Below are 20,398 nucleotides of genomic sequence, written 5' to 3'. Positions count from 1 at the left end.
TCAGCGCGCGCCGCCGTTGACGTACAGGGTCTGTCCGCTGACGTACGACGCGTCGTCGCTGGCCAGGAAGGCGATCACCGAAGCGATCTCGGTCGGCTGGGCGACCCGGCGAAGCGGGGTGTGCTCGGCGACCGTCCGCTGATGCTCCTCCGGGCTGCTGCCGACCCGCTGGGCGGTGGCGGCGGTCATCGCGGTGGCCACGTAGCCCGGGGCGACGGCGTTGACCGTGACGTTGTACGGGCCGAGTTCGATGGCGAGGGTGGCCGTCAGACCCTGCACCCCCGCCTTGGCCGCCGCGTAGTTGACCTGGCCCCGGTTGCCGAGGGCGGAGCGGCTGCTGAGGTTGACTATCCGGCCGTAGCGGGCCGCGACCATGTGCTGTTGGGCGGCCTGGCAGCAGAGGAACATGCTGGTCAGGTTGGTGGTCAGCACCGCCTCCCAGTGTGGCAGTGGCATCTTGAACAGCAGGTCGTCGCGGGTGATGCCGGCGTTGTTCACCAGCACGTGCAACCCGCCGTACGCCTGCACCACCCGGTCGCTCATCGCGGCCACCGCCGCGGGGTCGGTCACGTCGCAGCCGATGCCGACGGCCCGGCCGCCGGCCGCGGTGATCTCGTCGGCGACCGCCCGGCTGCGCTCCTCGTCGAGGTCGACCACGGCGACGGCGGCGCCCTCGGCGGCCAGCCGGTGCGCGGTCGCCGCGCCGATGCCCTGCCCGGCGCCGGTGACGACGGCCACCCGGTCGGCGAATCTGGTCACGGTTCTCCCCTTTGCTAGAAGGCGTTGACGCCGGTAAGTGCGCGCCCGATGAGCAGCTGCTGGATCTGGCTGGTGCCCTCGTAGAGGGTGGCCACCCGGGCGTCGCGCAGGTACTTGCCGACCGGGTACTCGTCGATGTAGCCGTACCCGCCGAAGACCTGGACGGCGTTGTTGGCCGCCCGGACCGCTGCCTCGCTGGCGAAGAGCTTGGCCATCGAGGCCTCGGTGGCGAACGCCTCGCCCCGGTCCACGAGGTCGGCCACCCGCCACACCAGCAGCCGGGCGGCGGCGGTGTCCACGGCAATGGCGGCGAGCAACTGCTGCACCAGCTGGTGCCCGGCGATCGGCTTGCCGAACTGGGTGCGCTGCCCGGCGTAGCCGACCGCCGCGTCGAGGCAGCCCTGGGCGATGCCGACGCAGCCGGCGGCCACCGACATCCGGCCCTTGGCCAGGGTGGCCAGGGCCAGCCGGAACCCGCCGCCGGCCGGCCCGAGGCGCGCCGAGTCGGGCACCCGGACGGCGTCGAAGCGCAGCTCACCGGTTGCCTGCCCGCGCAGCCCGAGCTTGCCGTGGATCTCCCTCCGGGTGAGCCCGGCGACGTTGGTGGGCACCAGGAACGCGCTGATGCCCCGGTGTCCGGGTCCGCCGGTGCGGGCGAAGAGCAGGACCACGTCGGCCACGGTGCCGTTGGTGATGAACGTCTTCGCGCCGGTGATCAGCCAGTCGCCGCCGTCGCGGGTCGCCCGGGTGGTCATCGCGGCCGCGTCCGAGCCACTGTCCGGTTCGGTCAGGGCGAAGCAGCCGAGCGCGGTGCCGGCGCAGAGCCGGGGCAGCCACTCGGCCCGCTGCGCGGCGGACCCGTACGCGGCGATGGCCTTGGCGACCAGCCCGAGCGACACCGAGACGATGCCCCGGACGGCGGAGTCGCCCCGGCCGAGCTCTTCCAGCACCAGGCAGTAGGAGAGGTGGTCGCCGCCGGACCCGCCGTCTTCCTCGGAGATGGTCAGCCCGAGGAAGCCCAGCCGGCCGAGCTTGTCCACGATCTCCGGGTCGACCGACTCGCGCCGGTCCCAGGCCGCGGCGTGCGGGACCACCTCACGGTCGACGAACTCGGCGGCGAGCTGACGAACCGCCGCCTGCTCCGCGGAGAGATGAAGGTCCATGCGGCATAAACTAGCGCTGCAAGTTTAAGTACGTCCAGACCCGGCCGAGGCAGGCGTTGCTCAGCCGGCAGCGGATTGTCGATGCCGCCGCCGCGCTGATCGTGCTCGCCGGCCGGGACCTCGCTCCGGCGCCGGCAGCGACGTCGCCCGGCCCGCCGGGGCACTGCGTTGAACACAGCGGCGCTGACACCCGCTGCCCGGCGGATGACCGCGGCGGTTCCGTCGGACTGTCGTGCCATGATGCCGCTCACCTCAAGGCAAGGAGCACGGCGCGATGGCCACGGTTACGGTTCGGGACGAGACAGCGACAGGCAGGGCGATCGATCAGTGGCCGTTGGCAGGCCTGCCCGAGCGCATCTCCGCGCGGGAGCTGGTCCGGTTGCGCGTGCGCGAGGAGGTGGCGCGGTTCAACGCCGACCAGGCCGACCTCTTCCGGGGTCTGGTGCGACCGACCAACGCGGAGGCGACGTTGAACGGCTATCGGGTCGGTCGGGGACGGCGGCTGGACTGGGAGCGTCAGGCGGACGCCGCGTGTGCCGCCTTCGCCCGCAACGGCTTCGTGCTGTTGGTGGGTGACCGCCAGGTCGAGGATCTCGACGAGGAGATCGACCTGCTTGCGGACCCCGAGGTGGCCTTCGTGCGACTCGTCCCCCTGGTAGGTGGCTGAGATGGGTGACTGGACGCGCCTGCTTCCCGCGCTGAGCGCCCCGGATCGCCGGCGGGTGGAAACCGGAATCGCCGAAGCCGACGTCCACGTTCGGCCGCTGCTCCGTCCGATGGACACCTACTTCTGGGCGACGTCGGTGACCCGCACGCCGGAATGGGCGGCCACCAAGGCGTGGCCGGGTGAGCTTCGCCGCCGCGCCGCGCTCGCCGTGCACCTCAAGGCGAACAACAGCTCGATCCCGTCCGCGCTGAACGACGTCGTGCGGAGCCTCGCCGACGGCGTGCACGACTGGACCCGGGCGGATCTCCTATGGAGTCTGGAGGTTGCCGGCCAGGGGCACGGCTACGACAACGGCGCCCACCTGGAGTTGCCGGCGATGATCGCCGTGCGTCTGGCTCCCGCGGACCTGGCGGATCTGGCGCCGGCGCTCTCGGCCCTGTTCGACGAGATCGCCGAGGACTACTTCATGGCAGCCGGGCCACGTCGGCGCGTCGCCATGCTGATCGGAGGGGCGCTCGACCGTGCCACCGGTCGCCGCGTGCCGTCCTGGTTGCTGCACCACGGCGACGAGTTCGGCCCCTCGTACGCGCCGGTATGGGTGACGTCCTCGCCGCGCCGGGCGTGCCCGAGTTGCTGACGCACTGCGCCTCGCTCGACAAGCCGGCGCCACCGGCGAAGTGGTTGCGCGTCCTCGACGAACGGCTCACGACCGCGGCCGACGGCGCGAAGGCAGTCCGCGCGGTCCTGGAGGCGTTCACCGCGCACCGTCGCCGCGTGCACGAGGACTCGGACCGCCTCCTGCGTGGCCTGGTGTGGGCGCTGTCGCGAGAGTCGGACGAGGCGGCGACGGACCTGCTGGCCCGGGTCACCGCCACCGCCTCGGCCGCGCCCCGCCAGGCGTCCGGTTTCCCCCATGCCCAGCGCACCGCGATCGCGGCCGTGCAGCTGCTCGCCGGGCGCGACGGTGAGGCACCGGTGCGGACCCTGGCCCGGCTCGCGGTGACCGTGAAGAACAAGGCGGTGCGCGCCCGGGTGCAGTCCGCGCTGGCGCACCTCGGCGCGTCGCGGGGGTGGTCGCTCAGCGAGGTGATGGGGCTCGCCGTCGACGACCACGGGCTCGACTCCACCGGCAGCCGACTGACCGAGGTCGGCCCGTACGAGGCGACGGTGCGGGTCGTGGGCGAGAAGGCCCGTCTGACCTTCGCTCGCGGCGGCGTTGGGCTGAAGGGCGTCCCGGCCGTGCTCAAGGAGACGCACGCCGACGAGCTGAAGCAGCTACGTGACGTGGTGAAGGGCATCAGCGCGACGCTGACCGCCGAGCGGCAGAGGGTGGAGACGCTGCTGTCCGAGGACCGCGTCTGGTCGTACCCGGACTGGGTGTCCCGCTTCCTCGACCACCCGATAACCGGGACGTACGGGCGGCGGCTGCTCTGGGAGACCAGCACCGACGGGCGCGACTGGTCGGCGGGCCTGCCCCACACCGACGGCGACGGGTGGACGCTCGCCGGTCTCGACGGGCGACCGGCGCGTGGTGAGCGGGTCCGGCTGTGGCATCCCATCCGCGCCACCGTGGACGAGACCCTCGCCTGGCGGGAACGGGTGCTCGCCACCGGCCTGACGCAGCCGTTCAAGCAGGCCTTCCGTGAGGTCTACCTGCTCACGCCGGCCGAGGAGCGGACCGGCTCCTACTCCAACCGGTTCGCCGCGCACATCCTGCGCTACCGCCAGGCGAACGCGCTCATGCGCGCCCGCGGCTGGCAGGCCGGCTACCTCGGCACGTGGGACGGCGGGTACGACAGCGAAGCCACCAAGCTCTTCGGCGGTGGTGCGTGGCGGGCGTCCTTCCACCACCAACTCGTCGACACCGACGACCCGCGCGACTACGACGCCCACTACTGCTCGACCGACCAGGTGCGCTTCGCCCGATCCGACGGCACGACCTGGCAACCCGCACCGGTCACGGACGTACCGCCGCTGGTGTTCACCGAGGCGATGCGGGACGTGGACCTGTTCGTCGGCGTCACCTCGATCGCCACCGACCCGCAGTGGGCCGACCGCGGCGAGGACCGGTTCCGGGACTACTGGCACCGCACCGTGGCCGGCGCGCTGAACCCGTCGGCGCAGGTACGTCGCGACGCCCTGGCCCGGCTGCTCCCCCGCATGGCCATCGCCGACCGGGTCACCCTCGCGGACCGATACCTGCACGTACGCGGCAACCTGCGGAGTTACCGGATCCACCTCGGCTCGGGCAACATCATGATGGAGCCCCACGACATCTACCTGTGCATCGTCCCCGCACGCGGCGGCATCGGACGGCTACACCTGCCGTTCGAGGACGACCCGATGCTGTCGACGATCCTGTCCAAGGCGATCATGCTTGCCGCCGACGACACGATCACCGACCCCACCGTGCTGCGGCAGCTCGCCTCATGACCAACTGGGCGCGACTGCACGTCAGCTACTGCCAGTACGAGGTGACCACCGTGCCCGGCGTGACCGGCCTGGGCATCCACACCATCGGTGACACCCTCCTTCAGGTGGGCGGGCCGAGCCGGCTCACCGGCTTCTGCGGTATCCACACGGGGCCGATCGAGGCACGTCTCCGGGTGCTGCCGGAGCCCCCGACGCAGATCGACGCCGGTTGGGATGCGATCAGTGAGGCGACCCTGTGGAGCCCCAGCGGCCGGTTGTCGGTCATCGGCCTGATGGGTGGCGTCGCGGAGGCCCTCGTCGACGTCGCCGTCCCGCGCGGGCTGATCCGGGTACGGGTGCACGCCCGTCACCGCCTGCACGAGACGGTGCGCACCGACGACGACCCGCCCGAGCAACACGAGCTGCACGTCTGGGCGGCGCGTGAGGAGACACCGTGGCGCACCGTGCTGGCCGGCCCCGAGCGTCGCGGCTGGGAGCAGAAACCGGAGAAGGCCGCCGAGTGGGCGATGCTGTCCCTTGTCCCCCGCCCGTCCACCCGGCCGGCGATCCTGCCGCCGCTGCCGCCCGACCCGTACGAGGACGACACGGGTCTCGCCCGGGTGACCGTGGTGCGCCACCGGCCCGCACCGGTCGGCCTGCCGGTGGGCGTGCTGCCCGTCGGTGATCTGCAGGTGCGCCTGGAACGGATCGACGCAGAAACCCTCCGGTGGTCATGGGAGACCGCCGACGCACCGATCTTCCCCGAACCGCTGACCACCCTGCCGGACGACGAGCCCACCACGGTACGGCTGACGACCGGCCCCGACGGCGTGACGCTGCGGCACGAGGGAGTGCAGGGCCGGCACGCCGCCGCCCTCGGCCTGATCTGGGACCACCTGCTCGACGGCACCGGGACGTACCCGTGGGTCGAGACTCTGCGGGCGCGGGCCGCCGAAGCGACCGCACGGACGGAGGAGCTCCGCCGGTTCCGGGCCGAACAGGAAGCCGAGCGGTGGGGAGGTCCTCCGCCGTCGAGGCGTGTCCGCGAACTGCGCGGCCAGGCCCAACCCTTGGCGCGCCTCGACCGTCGGCTGCTCGACCGGATCGACGCGCTGCCCCCCGAGCGCCAGCGGCAGGTGGCCTGCTGGGCAGCCCGCCGCGCGATGCGGGTGGCCGGCCTGGAGCAACTCGGCTGGATCGCCGACGCTCTCGCCGCCGCCGAGGACGGCCGCCCACTGCCCCCCGCCTTCACCGAGCAGCGTGGTGCCGCCGCATACCGGCGGCTGCTGTCCGACCCGGAGGTACCCCGCACCACCATCCCGCTGCGGCCGAGCCCGACCGCGTTCGGCTCACAGGCTGTCACCGAGATGCTCCAGCAGGCCGCCGCATTCCCCGCCCTGACCGCGCTGGCCAACGTCGACCCGCTGGCCGCCGCAATCGACGCCGTCTACGACGCAGCGTTCGCCCACGGCGACGACCGTGACCGCTTCCTCACCGAGGCCCATGCCGCCCTGCCCTGAGCTTCGACGCCGTCGCGGCGGCCGCGACGGCGTCGAAGCTCAGCCTTGATCGCCTTGCGAGATGGGCTACCTATCGAGACTGCTATGAACCGGCGGTACGCTTTCTGGGACGCTCGACTAGCACCAGCCGCTCTGAGGAACGAGGGGCTCGAACCCAAGACAACCTCTTGTCGAGTCCCCTGAGGACTTGTCATTGGTTGTCAAAACCCCTTGTTACCCACCGTAGCCGGACTGGACTTGTCGTTGACTATCAAATAGTTGCGTTGACCTGTGTAGACGCGACCAGGCATTGGGCACTCCTTGTCACTGATTGTTGACTGCAGGCAGGGATTTTCGGGGGGTAAACGGGGGGCCATGTACTGTCGGCCCCCACCCTCGGCTCCCCTGGCCACCGTCCGCCCGGCCGATACAGCAATGCTGCCCGACGGTCCCGCCACTGCCCCTGTTCCTCACGGCGTCGACCCGCCTACGCGCCATCCTGTTCGCCCACGCGCGGCTCCTGTCTTGTCGGCGCAGAACCGGGTTGAGGTACGGTCCGCTCCACGAGGCCTTTGAACGTGGGGACAAGCGCCACCGACAGGGAAGAGGACCGCTGCGTGGGCATGGTGTTGATCGGGCGCAGGTTGTCGGCCGAGCAACTGGCGGTGGTACGCGCCGACCCGACGGCGGTCGACGCGCTGCTCTACGGCGACCTCGACGACGATGATGCCGAGATGCCCGAGCCGGAACTCGACCTGGACAAGTCATGGCACGGCATCCACTACCTTCTCACCGGCACTGCCTGGCAGATCGGTGAGGGCGCCGGCGCGGCGATCCTCGGCGGTGTCGAGGTCGGCCAGGATGGCGGTTATGGTGGCCCTCGACTGCTCGACCGAGACGCCGTCCGCACCGTGGCGACCGCGCTCGACGCGCTCGACGCGAAGGTGCTGCGCGTCCGCTACGACACGGACGCCATGACTGCGGCCGAAATCTACCCGGACATCTGGACGAACAGCACCGAGGCCCTCGACTACCTCATGTCGCACTACACCGAACTGCGCCGGTTCTACCGCGGCGCAGCCGCAGAAGGCCAAGCCGTGCTGCTGGCCATCACCTAACCTCGACGCAACAGAGGGGGTTCTGGGCAGCTGCCACCCACAGAGCCTGCGGCCACAGGCGACCTCCGGTCATCCTGGAGCCGCAGCGCCCCGCCAGAAGCAGCCCAATGAAGACGCACCGGTCACCGAAGATCTTCGCCGTCCTGTCTGCCGTCGACCCGCCCGCTGGGGAGCGGGCCGGTGCCCGGCCCGCCACCGCCGCGAAGCTGGACGTCCTCCCCTACGCTGGCGCGCCGGGCGGCGGTCTGCTCGGCATGTCCGGGTCGATGGCTGACAGTGCGGCGCCACCGCCACCACCCGCGAGGCCGGCACGACCAGGCGATCGGCCGACCTACGCAGTAGCGCCTTCGCCGATGACCCGATCACCTCGTGCGACCTCACGGCCTGCGGCAACCGCACTGTCGCATCGGACGCCGACCCACAGCACCCGCAGTTCGCCCAAAGCCTTCTGCCATCGCTTCTGCGAGTCCGCTCCGCCGAGGAAGACCTCATCAACGATGACCCGGGCACCCGCACGGGCCACCGCGGCGACCCCCTCGATCCATGCCGCTTCCAGCGTCCGGAACTCCGGCTCGACGATCACCTGTTCGTCCGGAGCGAACTCGATCCGGCATCCGATGCCTGCATGGACGCGGGCATCGCCTCAACCAGCGTGTCTGTCCCCAGGGCCAGCCACGGATCCGGCAGGACTGCCTGCAGACACCGAACGATCCCGGACTTCCCCGAGCTGGAACCACCGTTGAGAACGATCACCTCAGTCGTCACCGCGCCACAGTAGAGGCACCGCAGCAACGCTCGAAACGGACTTCCGCGAACGCTACACGTCCTGCCACAACCCGGTGAACCTTCCCGGTCAGAGCATTAGATACATACTGAGCGACTTTCGACACCACTTGACGAAGACGTGCTGAGGAGTCGAGCAATGGCTTGATAGCCAATTACTCCGCTCGCCTTCCCACTCACGACTCGGCAACCTGTCAAAGTCAACGAACTAGCGGTCCGCTCCGCCAAGTAGATTTGAGACCGCGATCAGTTCCGATTCTTCCAGCGCACATGCGCTCTCTGGGTTTCGGGGACTCGCCTCACCGTCACAACAGATTGCCCCCGACTCGGTCACGTACCAGCTCGCCGGCTCCCACTGCAGGTTCTCCGAAACGATCAACCGAGCCATTTCCTCGACGCTGTCCACTGCACCGGTCAGCCGCAAGGCTTCAGTCAGCAGAGAGATTGCTGCAGGGCTGTCCGCCTCGACGTCACCGAGCATCGGCGCAATTAGCAGCAGAACCTCGGCCCGCCGTGCGGGATCAGTAAAACCGCCCGCCACCGCCATCAACTCCGGCCAAGAAATGCCGGGCCCCTCGTACTCCCCTTCGGTCGTGGCGACCCTCAGACAGTCCGATTCGTTGCTTGGAACAAGCAGGTAGTCGACACCGGCATCTTCGTCGAAGTTCCGATAAACGACGACGAGCTTTCCACCCACACCGAGATCTACCTCGAAAGCCGGCCAAGTCCCCGGGTCGCTGAGCCGATCCTGCACGGCCCTGACGGCGACACGATCAAGGCCCCAGACCTTGTCGACGAAAGCCTCATCGTCCATGGTCTGACTCAGATAATGCGCTGCCCAAAAACCCGGAACCTCAAGGAACCTGGAACCGTCAGCGATCAAATTGTCGACGTCCACATCATCGGGAAAACCTGCCGCATATTTTGCGTAGCTCATCCTCACTCCATCTAATAGCGCCAGGTCCGCCAGAACATTCGGAACGCGGTTTTGTCGTCATTACCTCTGAATGCATCGCCATCGAGTCGCAAACCTCGCGGCCTCATGTTCGGTGCACATATTCGCTTACAGACATTCCGAGAAGTTCCGCCGTAAAGGATCTCTTCATTGTCAGCAAGACTATTGAAGATCGACTGTTCCGCATGCCCGGGACCCTTATGGAACTCCTCACCAGCACCAATAACCCACTTCGGCATACGCCGATTCCCATTTACTGCGATTCGGTTGACGATCTCCCCGGTATCAAGGTTTCGGACCCCGATAACTGCGACAGTTCCACCATTGTATCCCGTGCTCTCGGTCCACATATCCTTCAACGCCTGCGCCCGATCCTGAGCCGCCCGCGCCTCCTGCTCATACCCACAGTTGTGGACGAGGACCGGCTCTTTGCCGGCGATCACATAGTACGTGTGGGTGATGGCGACGGTGAGGTCTCGCATCACCTTGGCGCCGGTGAAGTTACGGACGCCGGTGACGTACTGGATCTGTCCGTCGGGCCCGACCAGGGCCGACTCGCCTGGAATCAGGTCGGCAGCGCCGACCCAGTCGCCGGTGGTGGCGTCCCAGAAGGGGTGGTGCGCGGTGGTGTGCAGAACCGCCGCGGTCGGTCCGCGGGTACTGCGTTCCCCTTCACCCTCGCCGGTGGACCTCGCCGGCTGGTCGGCAGGCTTTGCCGACACGGTCACGTCGGTCAGCTCGGTGTCTCGGTTGGCGTGTAGCAGGGTCACCTGCTGATCGCTGTGTTCACCGGTGGCGGGGTCGGTTGTGGCTACCGTGTCACCGATGTTGACCTCAGCGATCGGTCGTGCGGTGCCGTCGGCCATCAGGACCCGGGTGTCCGGGTCAAAGCTGTGCCGGTCGCATCCGGCCGCCTTCGGCTCGTTGTCCTGAACACGATCTCGGTCACGCTGGTGCTCGGGCCGGTTCTGCTTCGGCGAGGACCGTTCGGGCTTCTCCTGCCGCTTCGGCGCTTGCTTCGCCTTCGGTGGCGTGGCCGGCTTGGACGGCTTGGGCTTCGGCTTCGGCTTCGGCTTGGGCTTCGGCTTGACCGGTGGCTTGGGCTTCTTCTTGGGAGGCTTGGGTTTCTTGGGCACCTTATGCATGAGGTCGTTGAGGTGCTTTCGGGCCTGATTCATCAGGTCCTGGGCGCGGCGCATCATCGTGCGGGCGCCCTCAACGATGCGTTTCCACATCCGGTACCCACTGAAGGCACGGTCGACCGCCCGGAACAGCGACTTACCGATCTTGAATACCTTGATCGGTCCGAGGAAGTTGGTCGCGAGGTCGATGCAGTCCCAGACGCCTCCGTCGAGGCATCCCATCAGCGATGTCCAGCCGATCATGTCGAGGAGCATCCCGACACCGACCTGGAGCAGGATGTCGAACAGTGAGGTTTGGCTCTCCCGCTCTGCCCGCTGGTAGTCGGCTTCCTGCCGGGCGATCTCCTCGCCGGCGAACTTGACGTCTCGCTGGTGTTGGGTGAGGTCACGGGTGTATTGGGCGATCGCGGCGTCGTACTTCTTCAGCTCGCACGCGTAGTCGTATTGGCCGCACTTGCCGTCCACCGCATGTCCGGTGGTGTCGGTGTTACCCAGCGGGTCCGCCTCCGCGTACGCGAACCGGTTCGCCGCCCCGGAGCTGGGAGTGGGGTTGAGCGTGACATCGTCGCGGGTGTCGAACGCGCCGGTTTCTGGGTTGTACCACCTCGCCCACATGTTGACTCGGCCGGTGCCCTGGTCGGTCCACTCGGACTGGTAGCCGAGTTTGCCGAGCATCCCGGTGCTGGACAGGACCTTGCCCCAGGGGTCGTAGGCGACCGACGCGGTCAGGGCCGTGCCTGTGCCGGTGAACTCGCCCACCACGTCGGTGTGCAGATCGGTCCAGGCGTAGCGCTGCGTACCGCCGGATGCGACACCTACGAGCCCGTCCGTGGCGTCGCGCACGTACACCGCGCCGCCGTCGCCGGCCACCGTGTTACTCAGACCGGTGTACGTCAGGTTCGGCTGGATGAGCCGGCCCAGGCCGTCGTAGGTGTAGGTGGAGGCCGCACCGCCAGGCGCGCCCTGCGACCACACCTGGTTGAACGCGTCGGTGACGGTGGTCGTGTCCTGGCCGCCCGACCTGGTGCGTGTGAGCGTGCCCCGCGGCGTGTACTCGTAGCTCGTCCCGTCCGACGACGACTGCAACTGGTTGCGCGCGTCGTAGGTGAACGTCTTGCTGCCCGCTTGAACACGGTTGCCGGACTTGTCGTACGCGTACACCACGGGGTTCGTGCCGTTGTTCCAGCCGATCAGCCGGTCGGCCAGGTCGTAGGTGTAGGTGTTGGCTGCCGCGCCGGTGAGTCCGATGGTCGTCTTCGAGGTGACGTTGTCGTTGAGGTCCCACCCGTACTGGATCTTGGCGATGCTGGTGCCGCCGCTGGTCTTCAGCTCGTCGGCTGTCATGCGGTGCAGCTCGTCGTAGCTGAGCGACCGGACGTTGCCGCCGGTGCCGTGCGTGATCGACGACACCTGGGACATGGTGTTGTACCCGTAGGTCAGGTTCGTCCCCGCGGTCGGGTTGACCACCGTGGCGGGGCGGCCAGCGGTGTCGTAGGTGTACGACGTCGTTCCGGCCGCGTCCGTGCGGGAGGTCAATGCCCCGTCGCCGTTGTAGCTGTAGGACGAGGCACCCGACACCCCACCGATGGTCACGGGCAGACTGCGGTCGTCGTATTCGACGGTGGTCTGGCCCGCTGAACCGACGAACGACGTCATCCGGCCTGCCGCGTCGTAGTCGAACGTGCGGTCCACCGTCGTCGTCTGCGCGCCGGTGCCGGAGCTGCGTACCAGCCGGCCCAGGTCGTCGTACTCCGAGGTGACGCTCACCCCGCCCGGTGAGTCCAGTCGCACCAGCTGGCCGGCCGCGTCGTACGACATGGTGAATGTGCGGTCGGCGAGTGCCGGATGGGCGGTCGTGGCGGGCTCGATCTGCGATTCGACCAGGCCCCAGGGGTTGTAGGTGGTGATGAACTTGTTGCCCCGGCCGTCGGTGAACCGCGTCTGGCGGCCGGCCAGGTCGTAGCCGAACGTCGAGACGATCTGGTCGGATCCGCTGATCGGCTCGGTCTGGGACACCATCTGCCCGAGCGCGTCGAAGGCGAACGTCTTCGTCGTGCCCCGCGCGTCGGTGGCCGCTACCAGGTTGCCGGCGGCGTCGTACTGGTTGGACACCGTCCGCAGCAGCACGTCGTCGGCCGGCGCGTTGGTCGGGCCGGGCGAGTACGACTTGGCGTTGATCGCGCGTCCGGCCAGGTCGTACACCATGGTCTGGTAGGTCTGGTCGGGGGCGGTGACCCTGATCGGGCGGCCGGCGCCGTCGTACTGGGTGGTCGTGGTGTTGTTGGCCCCGTCGGTGACGCTGGTCTGCTCACCGGCGGTGTTGTAGTCCTGCGTCGTGACCACGCCGGTCGGCGAGGTGATCGACGTCGGCCACGGTCCGGTCCCGTACCCGAAGGTGGTCGTGTGGGCCTTTGCGGTCTGGCGCACCACCTCGGTGGAGGTGACGGTGCGTCCCAGGTAGTCGTATGTGGCGGTGCCCTTCGCCCCGGTCGGGTCGGTCTGTGACAGCAGGTCGCCGTTGAGGTTGTACTCGAAGCGGCTCACGCCGCCGTCGGGTGCGGTGACCTTTGCGGTGCGACCGAGCTGGTCGTAGACGATCGAGGTCTCCGCGCCGAGTGGGTCGGACGTGGACACCACCTGTCCGACGGCGTTGTAGACGTTGGTCGTCTTGGCCACGATCGGGGTGGACGAGCCCGGCGGGGTGTAGGCAGGCAGTTGTGTCTCCACCGGCTGGCCAGCGGCGTCATAGCGGACAACTGTCACGTTGCCGTTGGGGTCCTGCTGTTCGGTCAGCTCGTCGAAGGTGTTGTAGCCGAGTCGAACCGTCGACACCGCGGTGACGGGCGCCTGCTCTCCCGCCACCGTGCTTGCCGCTGGAGAGGTGGTGACCACGGCGCGGCCCACCTCGTCGTTCGTGACGTACGTGGTGTCGCCGTTCGGGTTGGTTGTCGACGTGATCGACCCGTCGGTGTCCAGGGTGTAGCTCGTGCGGATCACCCGGGCGTCCGCCGCCGGCAGGGCGCCGGAGCGCACCTGTCCCACCTCGCTACCGCTCAGCGGCCGCGAGTAGACCTGCACGTCGTCAACGCGGCCCTGCCAGAAGTTCTCCAACACGCCGTTCCAGGTGCCGGCGCCGATGAGCATCGACTTGCGGGGAGTGAACGTCGTGGTGGCGGTGGCGGTGTGCTTGAGCACCCCGTTGACGTACAGACTCATCGTGCCGGAGGCGGGATCGTACGTACCTACGAGGTGGGTCCAGGTGTTCAGCTGCCCGGCCGCTGAGGTCTTGGCGGCCTTGCCCGGCGAACTGGTGGTGTCGGAGTCCTTCATGTTGAACCGCCACTCGACGGTGGCGTCGTCGAAGCCGAGGGAGAAGGCGTCCTGCATCGCGCCCCGCGCGGCGACGACTTTGTGCTTGGCGGTGCCGTCGGTCAGGTAGACCCATGCCGCGACGGTGAACCCTGCGGTGGCGTCCACGGCCGGGCCCGCCGTCTCGATGGCGCTGGTGCCGTCGAACTGCGCCGAGCCGCCGTGGTCGGTGGACCAGCCGACTCCGCTGGCCGGCAGCATGCCGGCGTTGTTGCCGGTCGAGTCGGCGGCCTTGCCGCCGGTCGTCTCGTCGAGCATCCACCGGCCGACCGGCGTTGCCGCGTTGCCGGTGTACGTCGTGTTCGACAGCACCCGGCCCAGCGGGTCGTACAGGGCCTCCGAGGCGCCGACCAAGGTGCCGCCCTGGGTCAGGACGGTGGACAGCACGTCGTCGTTGGCCGAGTAGGTGTGGCTGGTGGTGCGGTTGAGTCCACCCGGATTCAGAGTCGCGGTCAGGCCCCGGCCGGCCGCGTCGTACGTACGATCGGTCCTGGTCAGGCCGTTGTTGGTGATCTGCGAGACCAGGTTGCCGGCGGCGTCATAGCTGTTGTTCTCCTGGGTGAACGACGCGCCGGTGCTGGGGTCGCTCCGGGTCACCGTGGCGAGCAGGTTGTTGTCGGTGTAGGTGTACTCCGTCCTCCAGCCCATCGCGTCGGTCACTGACGCCAGGCGGCCGCCCGGGTCATACGCCATCGACTTGACGACGAGATCCGTCGGCGGCGAGGGATCGTTGGGGTCTCCGGTGTAGTCCTCCACCACCACGGCGAGTTCGTTACCGATGGCGTCGTAGTCGGTGCGCAGGATGCTGCCGTCGGCGTGGGTCTGCCGGTGCACCCGGCCGTACGGGTCGTAGCCGAGGGTCAGCGTCTTGCCGTTGGCGTCGGTCTCGGTCACCCGCCTCCCGTGGCTGTCGTAGCCGTAGGTCACGGTTCGCGGTGCGTCCCCGCCGGTACTGTCCGACACGGTCTCCGATACGGGTAGACCGTCCTCGTTGTAGGTGACGTTGGTGACCGGTGTGTGCGTCGCGCCGGTGACCTGGTTGGTGGTCGCTGGATCCGTCCGCTCGACCACCCGGTCCAGCGCGTCGTGCTTGAAGGCGGTCGTTGAGCGGGGGACGCCCCCGACGATGTCGATTTCCTTGGTGGTGCGTCCGAGCTGGTCGTACTCGTACCGGGTGACCAGGCCTGCCGGGTCGGTCACCTCGGCGATGTCGCCGCTGGTGTAGTAGACGATGCGCACCACGCCACCGCCCGGTTTGGTGATCGTCGACGGCAGGCCGGGCGGAGCGAATCCTCCGCCGAACGCCGCGACGGTGGTGCCGTCGGTGTAGGCGACGGTTGTCCTGCGCCCCAGCGGGTCGGTCGTGGCGGTGCGGTTGCCGGTGACGGGGTCGTACGTGTAGGTGGTCAGGTAGGTGTTGTCGGACGCGGAGGTCGACCCTGCTTCCCGCTTCTCGAGCAACCGGTCGTTGAGCACGTTCGCCGGAGGGCTCTGAGTGGTGGCATCCGGGTAGTAGGTGGAGTAGCTCGTCGAGCACTTGTTCGCCGACCTGTCCTGGCAGGTGGTGGTGGAGACGACGTTGCCGCGCACGTCGTGCTCGTTGATCGTCATGTTGCCGTTGGGGTCGGTGACCGTGCGCAGGTAGCCCTTGCTGCTGTAGCCGAATCGGGTCGCGAAGCCGCGTGCGTCGACCTCGGCGACCTTGCGCCCGGCTTGCAGGTCGTGCACGTCCTTGCTCTGGGCGTCGTCCGGGTGCACCACCGTGTAGGTGACTCCCGGTACGGCGGCGGCCTTCACCGCGTCCCGGGCCTTGAACTGCGTCTCGACGTGCTTGGTGTCGAGTGAGGTGCGGTAGAACGCGACCTCGGCGATCTGGCCGTTGAAGTGGCCGTTGAGGTTCGTCGGGGTGGACGGCCAGTGGGTGCTGATCTTTCCGGCGCCGATGTAGCCGTAGCCCAGGGTGCGGGTCTCCGTCGATGTCGTCGTCTTGGTGGCGATCTGCTTGCCGTCGAGGTACAGCGCCTGACCGTTCGCCGTGCGGGTCAGCACCGCCGAATGCCACTTGCCGTCGTTGACCGTGGTGGTCGAGGTCATCGCCCCGGCGCCGGTGCAGTAGCAGAAGGTGCCGCGCAGCTTTCCGTCGATCCCGACGTACAGCGCGGGAAGCCATTGGGCGTCCCCGCCCTGCCCGAGCGCGTTGGTCTGGAATCCGGCCAGGACGCCACCAGCGGAGCTGCTGGTCTTGAACCACAACCCGATCGAACGGTCATCGGCCGTCGCCGGTGGGATCTCCGTGCTCGGCAGTGTCAGGTAAGAGGATGTGCCGTTGAAGGATGCCGCCGGGGCGGACGACCCGAACGGCCCGGGCGCGCTGCCGAGCGTGACCGAGCTGTAGCTGGCGACGTCCCCGTTGATCTCATTGACCGCGTCGATCGTGCCGGTCTCCGCCAACCGCCAGTAGTTCGACGGCGCGCCGCCCAGCACGGCGCTCTCATAGATCTTCGTGGTGCCGGCCACGGACGCCGGGAGTGGACGCCACACGCCGCCGTTGCCGTCGGTCATCTGGCTGACCCGGCCGGTCACGCCGTCGTAGGAGACCTGCGCGGTCGCGTTGCCCGACGGACGCCGCACCTCCGTCAAAGGGGTCACCGGCGTCCTGGCCCCGTAGATGTCACCGACCATCTGGTCAGTGACCGGCGTGTCGAACAGCGCCACCTCCGCCACCGACCCGGTGAAATGGTCCGGCGTGCCGAGATTGCTGACCGTACTGCCGCGCGACTGGTTCGGCCAGCCGCCGCCGAGGAACCCGGTACCGATATACGAGTAGACCGGGCTCATGTCCTGGACGGCGATGCCGGTCTGCTGCGCCACCTGGACGCCGTCGACGAACATCTGCTGCTTGTTGCCCGATGCCGACAGCACCACGTGGTGCCACTGGTTGTCCGCGACGCTGGCCGGTGACTGCATCGGGTTGTGCGTCCGCGCCACGAACGACTGGTCCGCCTGGTTGAACCGGCCGCAGGCCCAGATCTGCATCTCGGCACCGTTTTGGGTCCCGTCCCCGACCGAGTCCAGACACTTGTACGAGTAGTCGTTGATGACCTGGCCGTTGGCCCGCACGTCCCACTTCTGGTCGACCGCGCCGGTGCAGGCCCACGTGACGACGTCCGCGCCGTTACCGGTGGCGCCGCCGGACACGCCCGCGCACTTCACCGAACCGCCGCTGGTCACGCGCAACTCCCGGTCCGCGGTCCAGGTCCACTGCTGGTTCGCCGCCCCCGTGCAGGGGCCCAGCGCCAGCACAACATTGCTCGCCGACGAGTTCCCGGGCACCTCCAGGCATTGCCCCTGCCCGTACGCGAGCAGACTGCCGATGGCGGTGCCCGGCGTCGGGGCGGTGGGGAAACCGCCCACGAGCTTCCCGTTCGAGCCGATGTACAACGTCGGGTTGTAAGCCCCCTTGGCGGCGCTCGCCGTGGCCGGTTCCCAGGACTGGCCGTAAAGGACACCGTCGCCGCCGGAGGTCTTCACCCACATGCTGATCGCCTGCGCGGAGGCGTCGCCGACGAGCTTGGCCGGCACCGACACCCGTGACGAGGAGCCGTTGAAACCGGCCGCCGTCGCCGTCGAGGCCGCCAGCGGACCGGGCTGCCCGAGGGTCACATTGCTGTAGACGCCGTTGTCGGCACCGGCGTTCTCCAGCACCGAGCTCGCGGCGGTCGTACCGCTGGTCTCGGTCAGCCGCCAGTAGGAGTGGGGCAGGGCGTTGCTCACCGCGGTCTGGTAGAGAGAGCCGCCGGTGTAGCTGTAGGTGTGGCACTGCGTGCTGGACGTCGGCGGGCAGGCCTGGGTCAGCGCGTCGCCGGAATAGCTGTAGGTCCACGTGTTCTGCGTGGTCTGACCGTTGACAGTGACGGGATCGCTGCTGACCGATGTTACGTGCGGCGCGCTGGCCCCCGGTGGGGTGGCCCAGTTCAGCGTCAAGGTCCGTCCCGATGCGGCGGTCATCTTGGTCATCCGGCCGCTGGTATAGGTGAAAGTCAGGGCTCGCCCGGAGACATCCTTGACCTTGGTCACCGCGTACCGGCCTGAGCCCTGGGAGCTCAGGAACTCGTAGCTGGTGCCGTCCTTCTCGACAAGCTTGTAACCGCCGGTGACTGTCGCGAGCGTGGTCGTACGCCCGGCTGGTGACGAGAACGTGCTGTTGCCGTTGCGGCCGAAGGCCATCTGTCGGCCGTTCGGGTAGGTCACCACGACGGTGTTGACGGTGGTGGTTCCGCTGGCGTACCGCTCAATCGCATGGGCGTCGGCCATGGTCGACCAGCCGGCACCGAACGCGTGACCACTGCGCGGGTCGATGCTGTTGTACGACCGCACGATCTCCAGCGGTGGGCCGACCGTGTTCACCATCGCGTCCCGGGTCGCGGTGGTGTAATTGCCGATGCTCGGGTCGAACCCGCGTCCCGAGTTTTGCGACAGCCCGGAGGTGATCGACGGCTGTGGCACTGGGGTGACCAGCAGGTGCTTTGTCAGGGCGTCGGCGTTGGTGAGCAGGCCGTCGGAAACCTGCACCGTCCAGTAGTACGACTCACTCCAGGTGAGTACGCCGGAGGGCACGGTCCACGACTTCTTGGTAAGCCAGTTCGAGGTGGCGATCTGGGTCTTGCCGTCGCTGCCGTAGACGATGAACTTGTACTGCAGGGACTTCGGGAACTTGTCCGGGTCGTGCGCGTCGGCCAGCAGCTCCGGCGTCAACGTCTGCGTGGCCTGCCCGTAGCCCGGGTACTGCTCGTTGACCTGAGGGGGCTCGTTCGAGTCGTAGGTCAACTGAAGGTAGGGCTTGTACGCCGCGCCGTAGTTGGCGGAGGTGAACCTCTTGAAGCCGGTGGAACTGGTCTCCGACGCGGTGATCGCCAGGCCGTTGTTGCCGATGTCCCGGGTCGACCAGGCGTTGAAGGTCGTCACCGCGAGCGGAACCGACCACCATCTGCCGACGCTGCGGTCCCCCGACGTGTTCCCGCACGCCGGCGAGTTGTTGGTGATCGTCAACGTTCCGATCGCGGTGCCGAAGGTCGGGCCTGCGGCGAGGCCTGCGTTGTTGGTCAGCGAATCGACTGTCCACGGTTCGTGAATCTGCCGCACGAAGAACGGGGTGTTGTCGCCGCAGTTCCATGACCAGGTGTGGTACAGGAACAGCTTCGCTGCCCTGATCTGGGTACCCACCAACCCGTTGTTGTCGAACTCGTCGAAGTGAATGAACGAGCGGGAGACCGACGTACCGTTGTTCCAGGTGCCGACCGGCAGATCGTTGGTGTTGTGGTTGGTCGTGCTCGAATCGTTGTCGACGAAGACGTCACCGGTGTCGAAGGTGTCCACTGTCGATGGATCGACTCGCACCGGATACCGGCGAGCCGGGTCGGCCAGCCACGCCGCGTCTGCCGTCACCCGCAGCGCCGGCTGACCGTCGACCGTGATCAGCTCGTAGGTGACAGCGGACGACTGGGCCGGCGCACCGGACCTGGGGTGGACGTTGGAGTCTTCCATGTAGCCCTGCGGCACCCGCAACGCGACATCGCCGCTCGCGTTCAGCAACGCGAGCGAACCGTCTGCCCGCAGCTGCGGGGTCAGCCCCTTCAGCCGAAGCGGGAAGACCCACTGGTTACCCGCCATCGGCGACTTGAGGATCAAGGTCTCCTTGAGACCGTTACCGAAGGTGTCCAGCTCGACATCGGTGTACGGCAGGATCTCCGGATACGTCGCCGTGGAACCATCGACGATCGCCGGCACCTCCGCCGCCCCGGCCAGCCCGTAGGCCAACGAATGACCCGACGCGGTCGTCACCGAAGCCAACGGATCGGCGGCATCCGCGGCACCACGCGGGGCCAGGTCCACCTCGATGGAGTTGGCACGCATCGCCCACCGACCGTCCCGGCGGGTCAGCTGCGTGTCGATCGGCTGGTAGGTGCCGCTCTTGTCCTTGAAATTGACCCGCGCTCCGTACAGCCGACGCGTGAACGAACCGTCAGCGTTCTGGAACTCGTCGTACCGCGCACTCGACCGCTGCGGCACCCGCTTACTGGTCTGCTCGTTGAAGCTGTTCTCGCCGGACAGCACCGGCGTCGTCCACGGCTTCTTCGGATCCGGGGTCGGGACCTCCGCGTCGACTGCGCCACGCCCTCGACCAGGCGCCCGGCCCTGTCCGCCGTCGGCCCGAGTCTGCTCCGCCGACACGTAGTGGTCGCGGTTCTTAGCGCCACCAGCCGACTTCTGCACCGGCACGCCCGTGACGGCCGCCCACGCCGGCAACTGCCGGAACCACGACGACAGCGACGGAAGCGGAAAGCCGCCCTGCTCGGGCACCGCCCCCTGCGGCACACCCAACGACAGCGCCAGCGCCAACGTGGTGACGACAGCGATCCGGCGCCTCATGGGCCCTCCACTATTGAAGATGATCAAACAGCTCGGGAAGTCTCGCCTGCCGATGACGTCGGCGCAAGATCTTGTTTTCGAACCTCAGGTGCCTTAACGTGC

9 protein-coding genes and 1 pseudogene are annotated in these 20,398 nt (G+C 68.3%); 5 read left to right on the top strand and 5 right to left on the bottom strand.

What is annotated here, in order from left to right:
• Together ACN27D_RS28360 and ACN27D_RS28355 are read right to left on the bottom strand one after the other, a co-directional pair.
• Complete coding sequence (locus tag ACN27D_RS28360) at positions 1-759, bottom strand: SDR family NAD(P)-dependent oxidoreductase (protein WP_216933207.1); 759 nt, start codon at positions 757-759, stop codon at positions 1-3.
• Between the two features lie 14 nt (positions 760-773).
• Positions 774-1,922, bottom strand: a complete 1,149-nt coding sequence (locus tag ACN27D_RS28355) for an acyl-CoA dehydrogenase family protein (protein ID WP_421500446.1) — start codon at positions 1,920-1,922, stop codon at positions 774-776.
• Between the two features lie 274 nt (positions 1,923-2,196).
• Between ACN27D_RS28355 and ACN27D_RS28350 the strand changes: the two genes are divergently transcribed.
• From ACN27D_RS28350 to ACN27D_RS28330, 5 genes are all read left to right on the top strand, one after another.
• Positions 2,197-2,589 (top strand): hypothetical protein, encoded by a 393-nt coding sequence (locus tag ACN27D_RS28350; protein WP_030504534.1) that lies wholly within the window; start codon positions 2,197-2,199, stop codon positions 2,587-2,589.
• A gap of 1 nt (position 2,590) precedes the next feature.
• Complete coding sequence (locus ACN27D_RS28345; protein WP_421500445.1) at positions 2,591-3,226, top strand: hypothetical protein; 636 nt, start codon at positions 2,591-2,593, stop codon at positions 3,224-3,226.
• Positions 3,184-5,022 (top strand): DUF4132 domain-containing protein, encoded by a 1,839-nt coding sequence (locus tag ACN27D_RS28340; RefSeq protein ID WP_421500444.1) that lies wholly within the window; start codon positions 3,184-3,186, stop codon positions 5,020-5,022. The genes ACN27D_RS28345 and ACN27D_RS28340 overlap by 43 nt, the downstream gene beginning before the upstream one ends.
• Positions 5,019-6,521: a hypothetical protein gene (locus ACN27D_RS28335; protein WP_421500443.1), complete on the top strand. Its 1,503-nt coding sequence runs from the start codon at positions 5,019-5,021 to the stop codon at positions 6,519-6,521. Before ACN27D_RS28340 ends, ACN27D_RS28335 begins: the two co-directional genes overlap by 4 nt.
• Before the next feature lie 602 nt (positions 6,522-7,123).
• The gene (locus ACN27D_RS28330; protein ID WP_366623002.1) at positions 7,124-7,618 is read left to right on the top strand and encodes a YfbM family protein; all 495 of its coding nucleotides are present in this window, start codon (positions 7,124-7,126) and stop codon (positions 7,616-7,618) included.
• A gap of 331 nt (positions 7,619-7,949) precedes the next feature.
• Here the strand turns inward: ACN27D_RS28330 and ACN27D_RS28325 are convergent.
• The 3 genes and pseudogenes from ACN27D_RS28325 to ACN27D_RS28315 form a co-directional block, all read right to left on the bottom strand.
• Positions 7,950-8,371, bottom strand: a pseudogene (locus ACN27D_RS28325) (phosphotransferase-like protein).
• A gap of 238 nt (positions 8,372-8,609) precedes the next feature.
• The gene (locus ACN27D_RS28320) at positions 8,610-9,338 is read right to left on the bottom strand and encodes a hypothetical protein (RefSeq protein WP_421500442.1); all 729 of its coding nucleotides are present in this window, start codon (positions 9,336-9,338) and stop codon (positions 8,610-8,612) included.
• Positions 9,339-9,349: 11 nt separating this feature from the next.
• On the bottom strand, positions 9,350-20,296 hold the full coding sequence (locus ACN27D_RS28315; RefSeq protein WP_421500441.1) for a LamG-like jellyroll fold domain-containing protein: 10,947 nt from the start codon (positions 20,294-20,296) through the stop codon (positions 9,350-9,352).
• Between the last annotated feature and the right edge of the window lie 102 nt (positions 20,297-20,398).

This window comes from Micromonospora sp. WMMD1274, assembly GCF_049179035.1.
Taxonomy (GTDB): Bacteria; Actinomycetota; Actinomycetes; order Mycobacteriales; family Micromonosporaceae; genus Micromonospora; species Micromonospora tulbaghiae.
Note: the sequence above shows the minus strand (reverse complement) of the source record. Positions and strands in the feature narration are given on the sequence as shown.

What these genes read in the sequence shown, in the direction of transcription:
- ACN27D_RS28350 (WP_030504534.1), top strand. Translation starts at nt 2,197, where the DNA reads ATGGCCACGGTTACGGTTCGGGACGAGACAGCGACAGGCAGGGCGATC.
- ACN27D_RS28315 (WP_421500441.1), bottom strand. Translation starts at nt 20,296, where the DNA reads ATGAGGCGCCGGATCGCTGTCGTCACCACGTTGGCGCTGGCGCTGTCG.
- ACN27D_RS28320 (WP_421500442.1), bottom strand. Translation starts at nt 9,338, where the DNA reads ATGAGCTACGCAAAATATGCGGCAGGTTTTCCCGATGATGTGGACGTC.
- ACN27D_RS28335 (WP_421500443.1), top strand. Translation starts at nt 5,019, where the DNA reads ATGACCAACTGGGCGCGACTGCACGTCAGCTACTGCCAGTACGAGGTG.
- ACN27D_RS28340 (WP_421500444.1), top strand. Translation starts at nt 3,184, where the DNA reads ATGGGTGACGTCCTCGCCGCGCCGGGCGTGCCCGAGTTGCTGACGCAC.
- ACN27D_RS28330 (WP_366623002.1), top strand. Translation starts at nt 7,124, where the DNA reads ATGGTGTTGATCGGGCGCAGGTTGTCGGCCGAGCAACTGGCGGTGGTA.
- ACN27D_RS28345 (WP_421500445.1), top strand. Translation starts at nt 2,591, where the DNA reads ATGGGTGACTGGACGCGCCTGCTTCCCGCGCTGAGCGCCCCGGATCGC.
- ACN27D_RS28355 (WP_421500446.1), bottom strand. Translation starts at nt 1,922, where the DNA reads ATGGACCTTCATCTCTCCGCGGAGCAGGCGGCGGTTCGTCAGCTCGCC.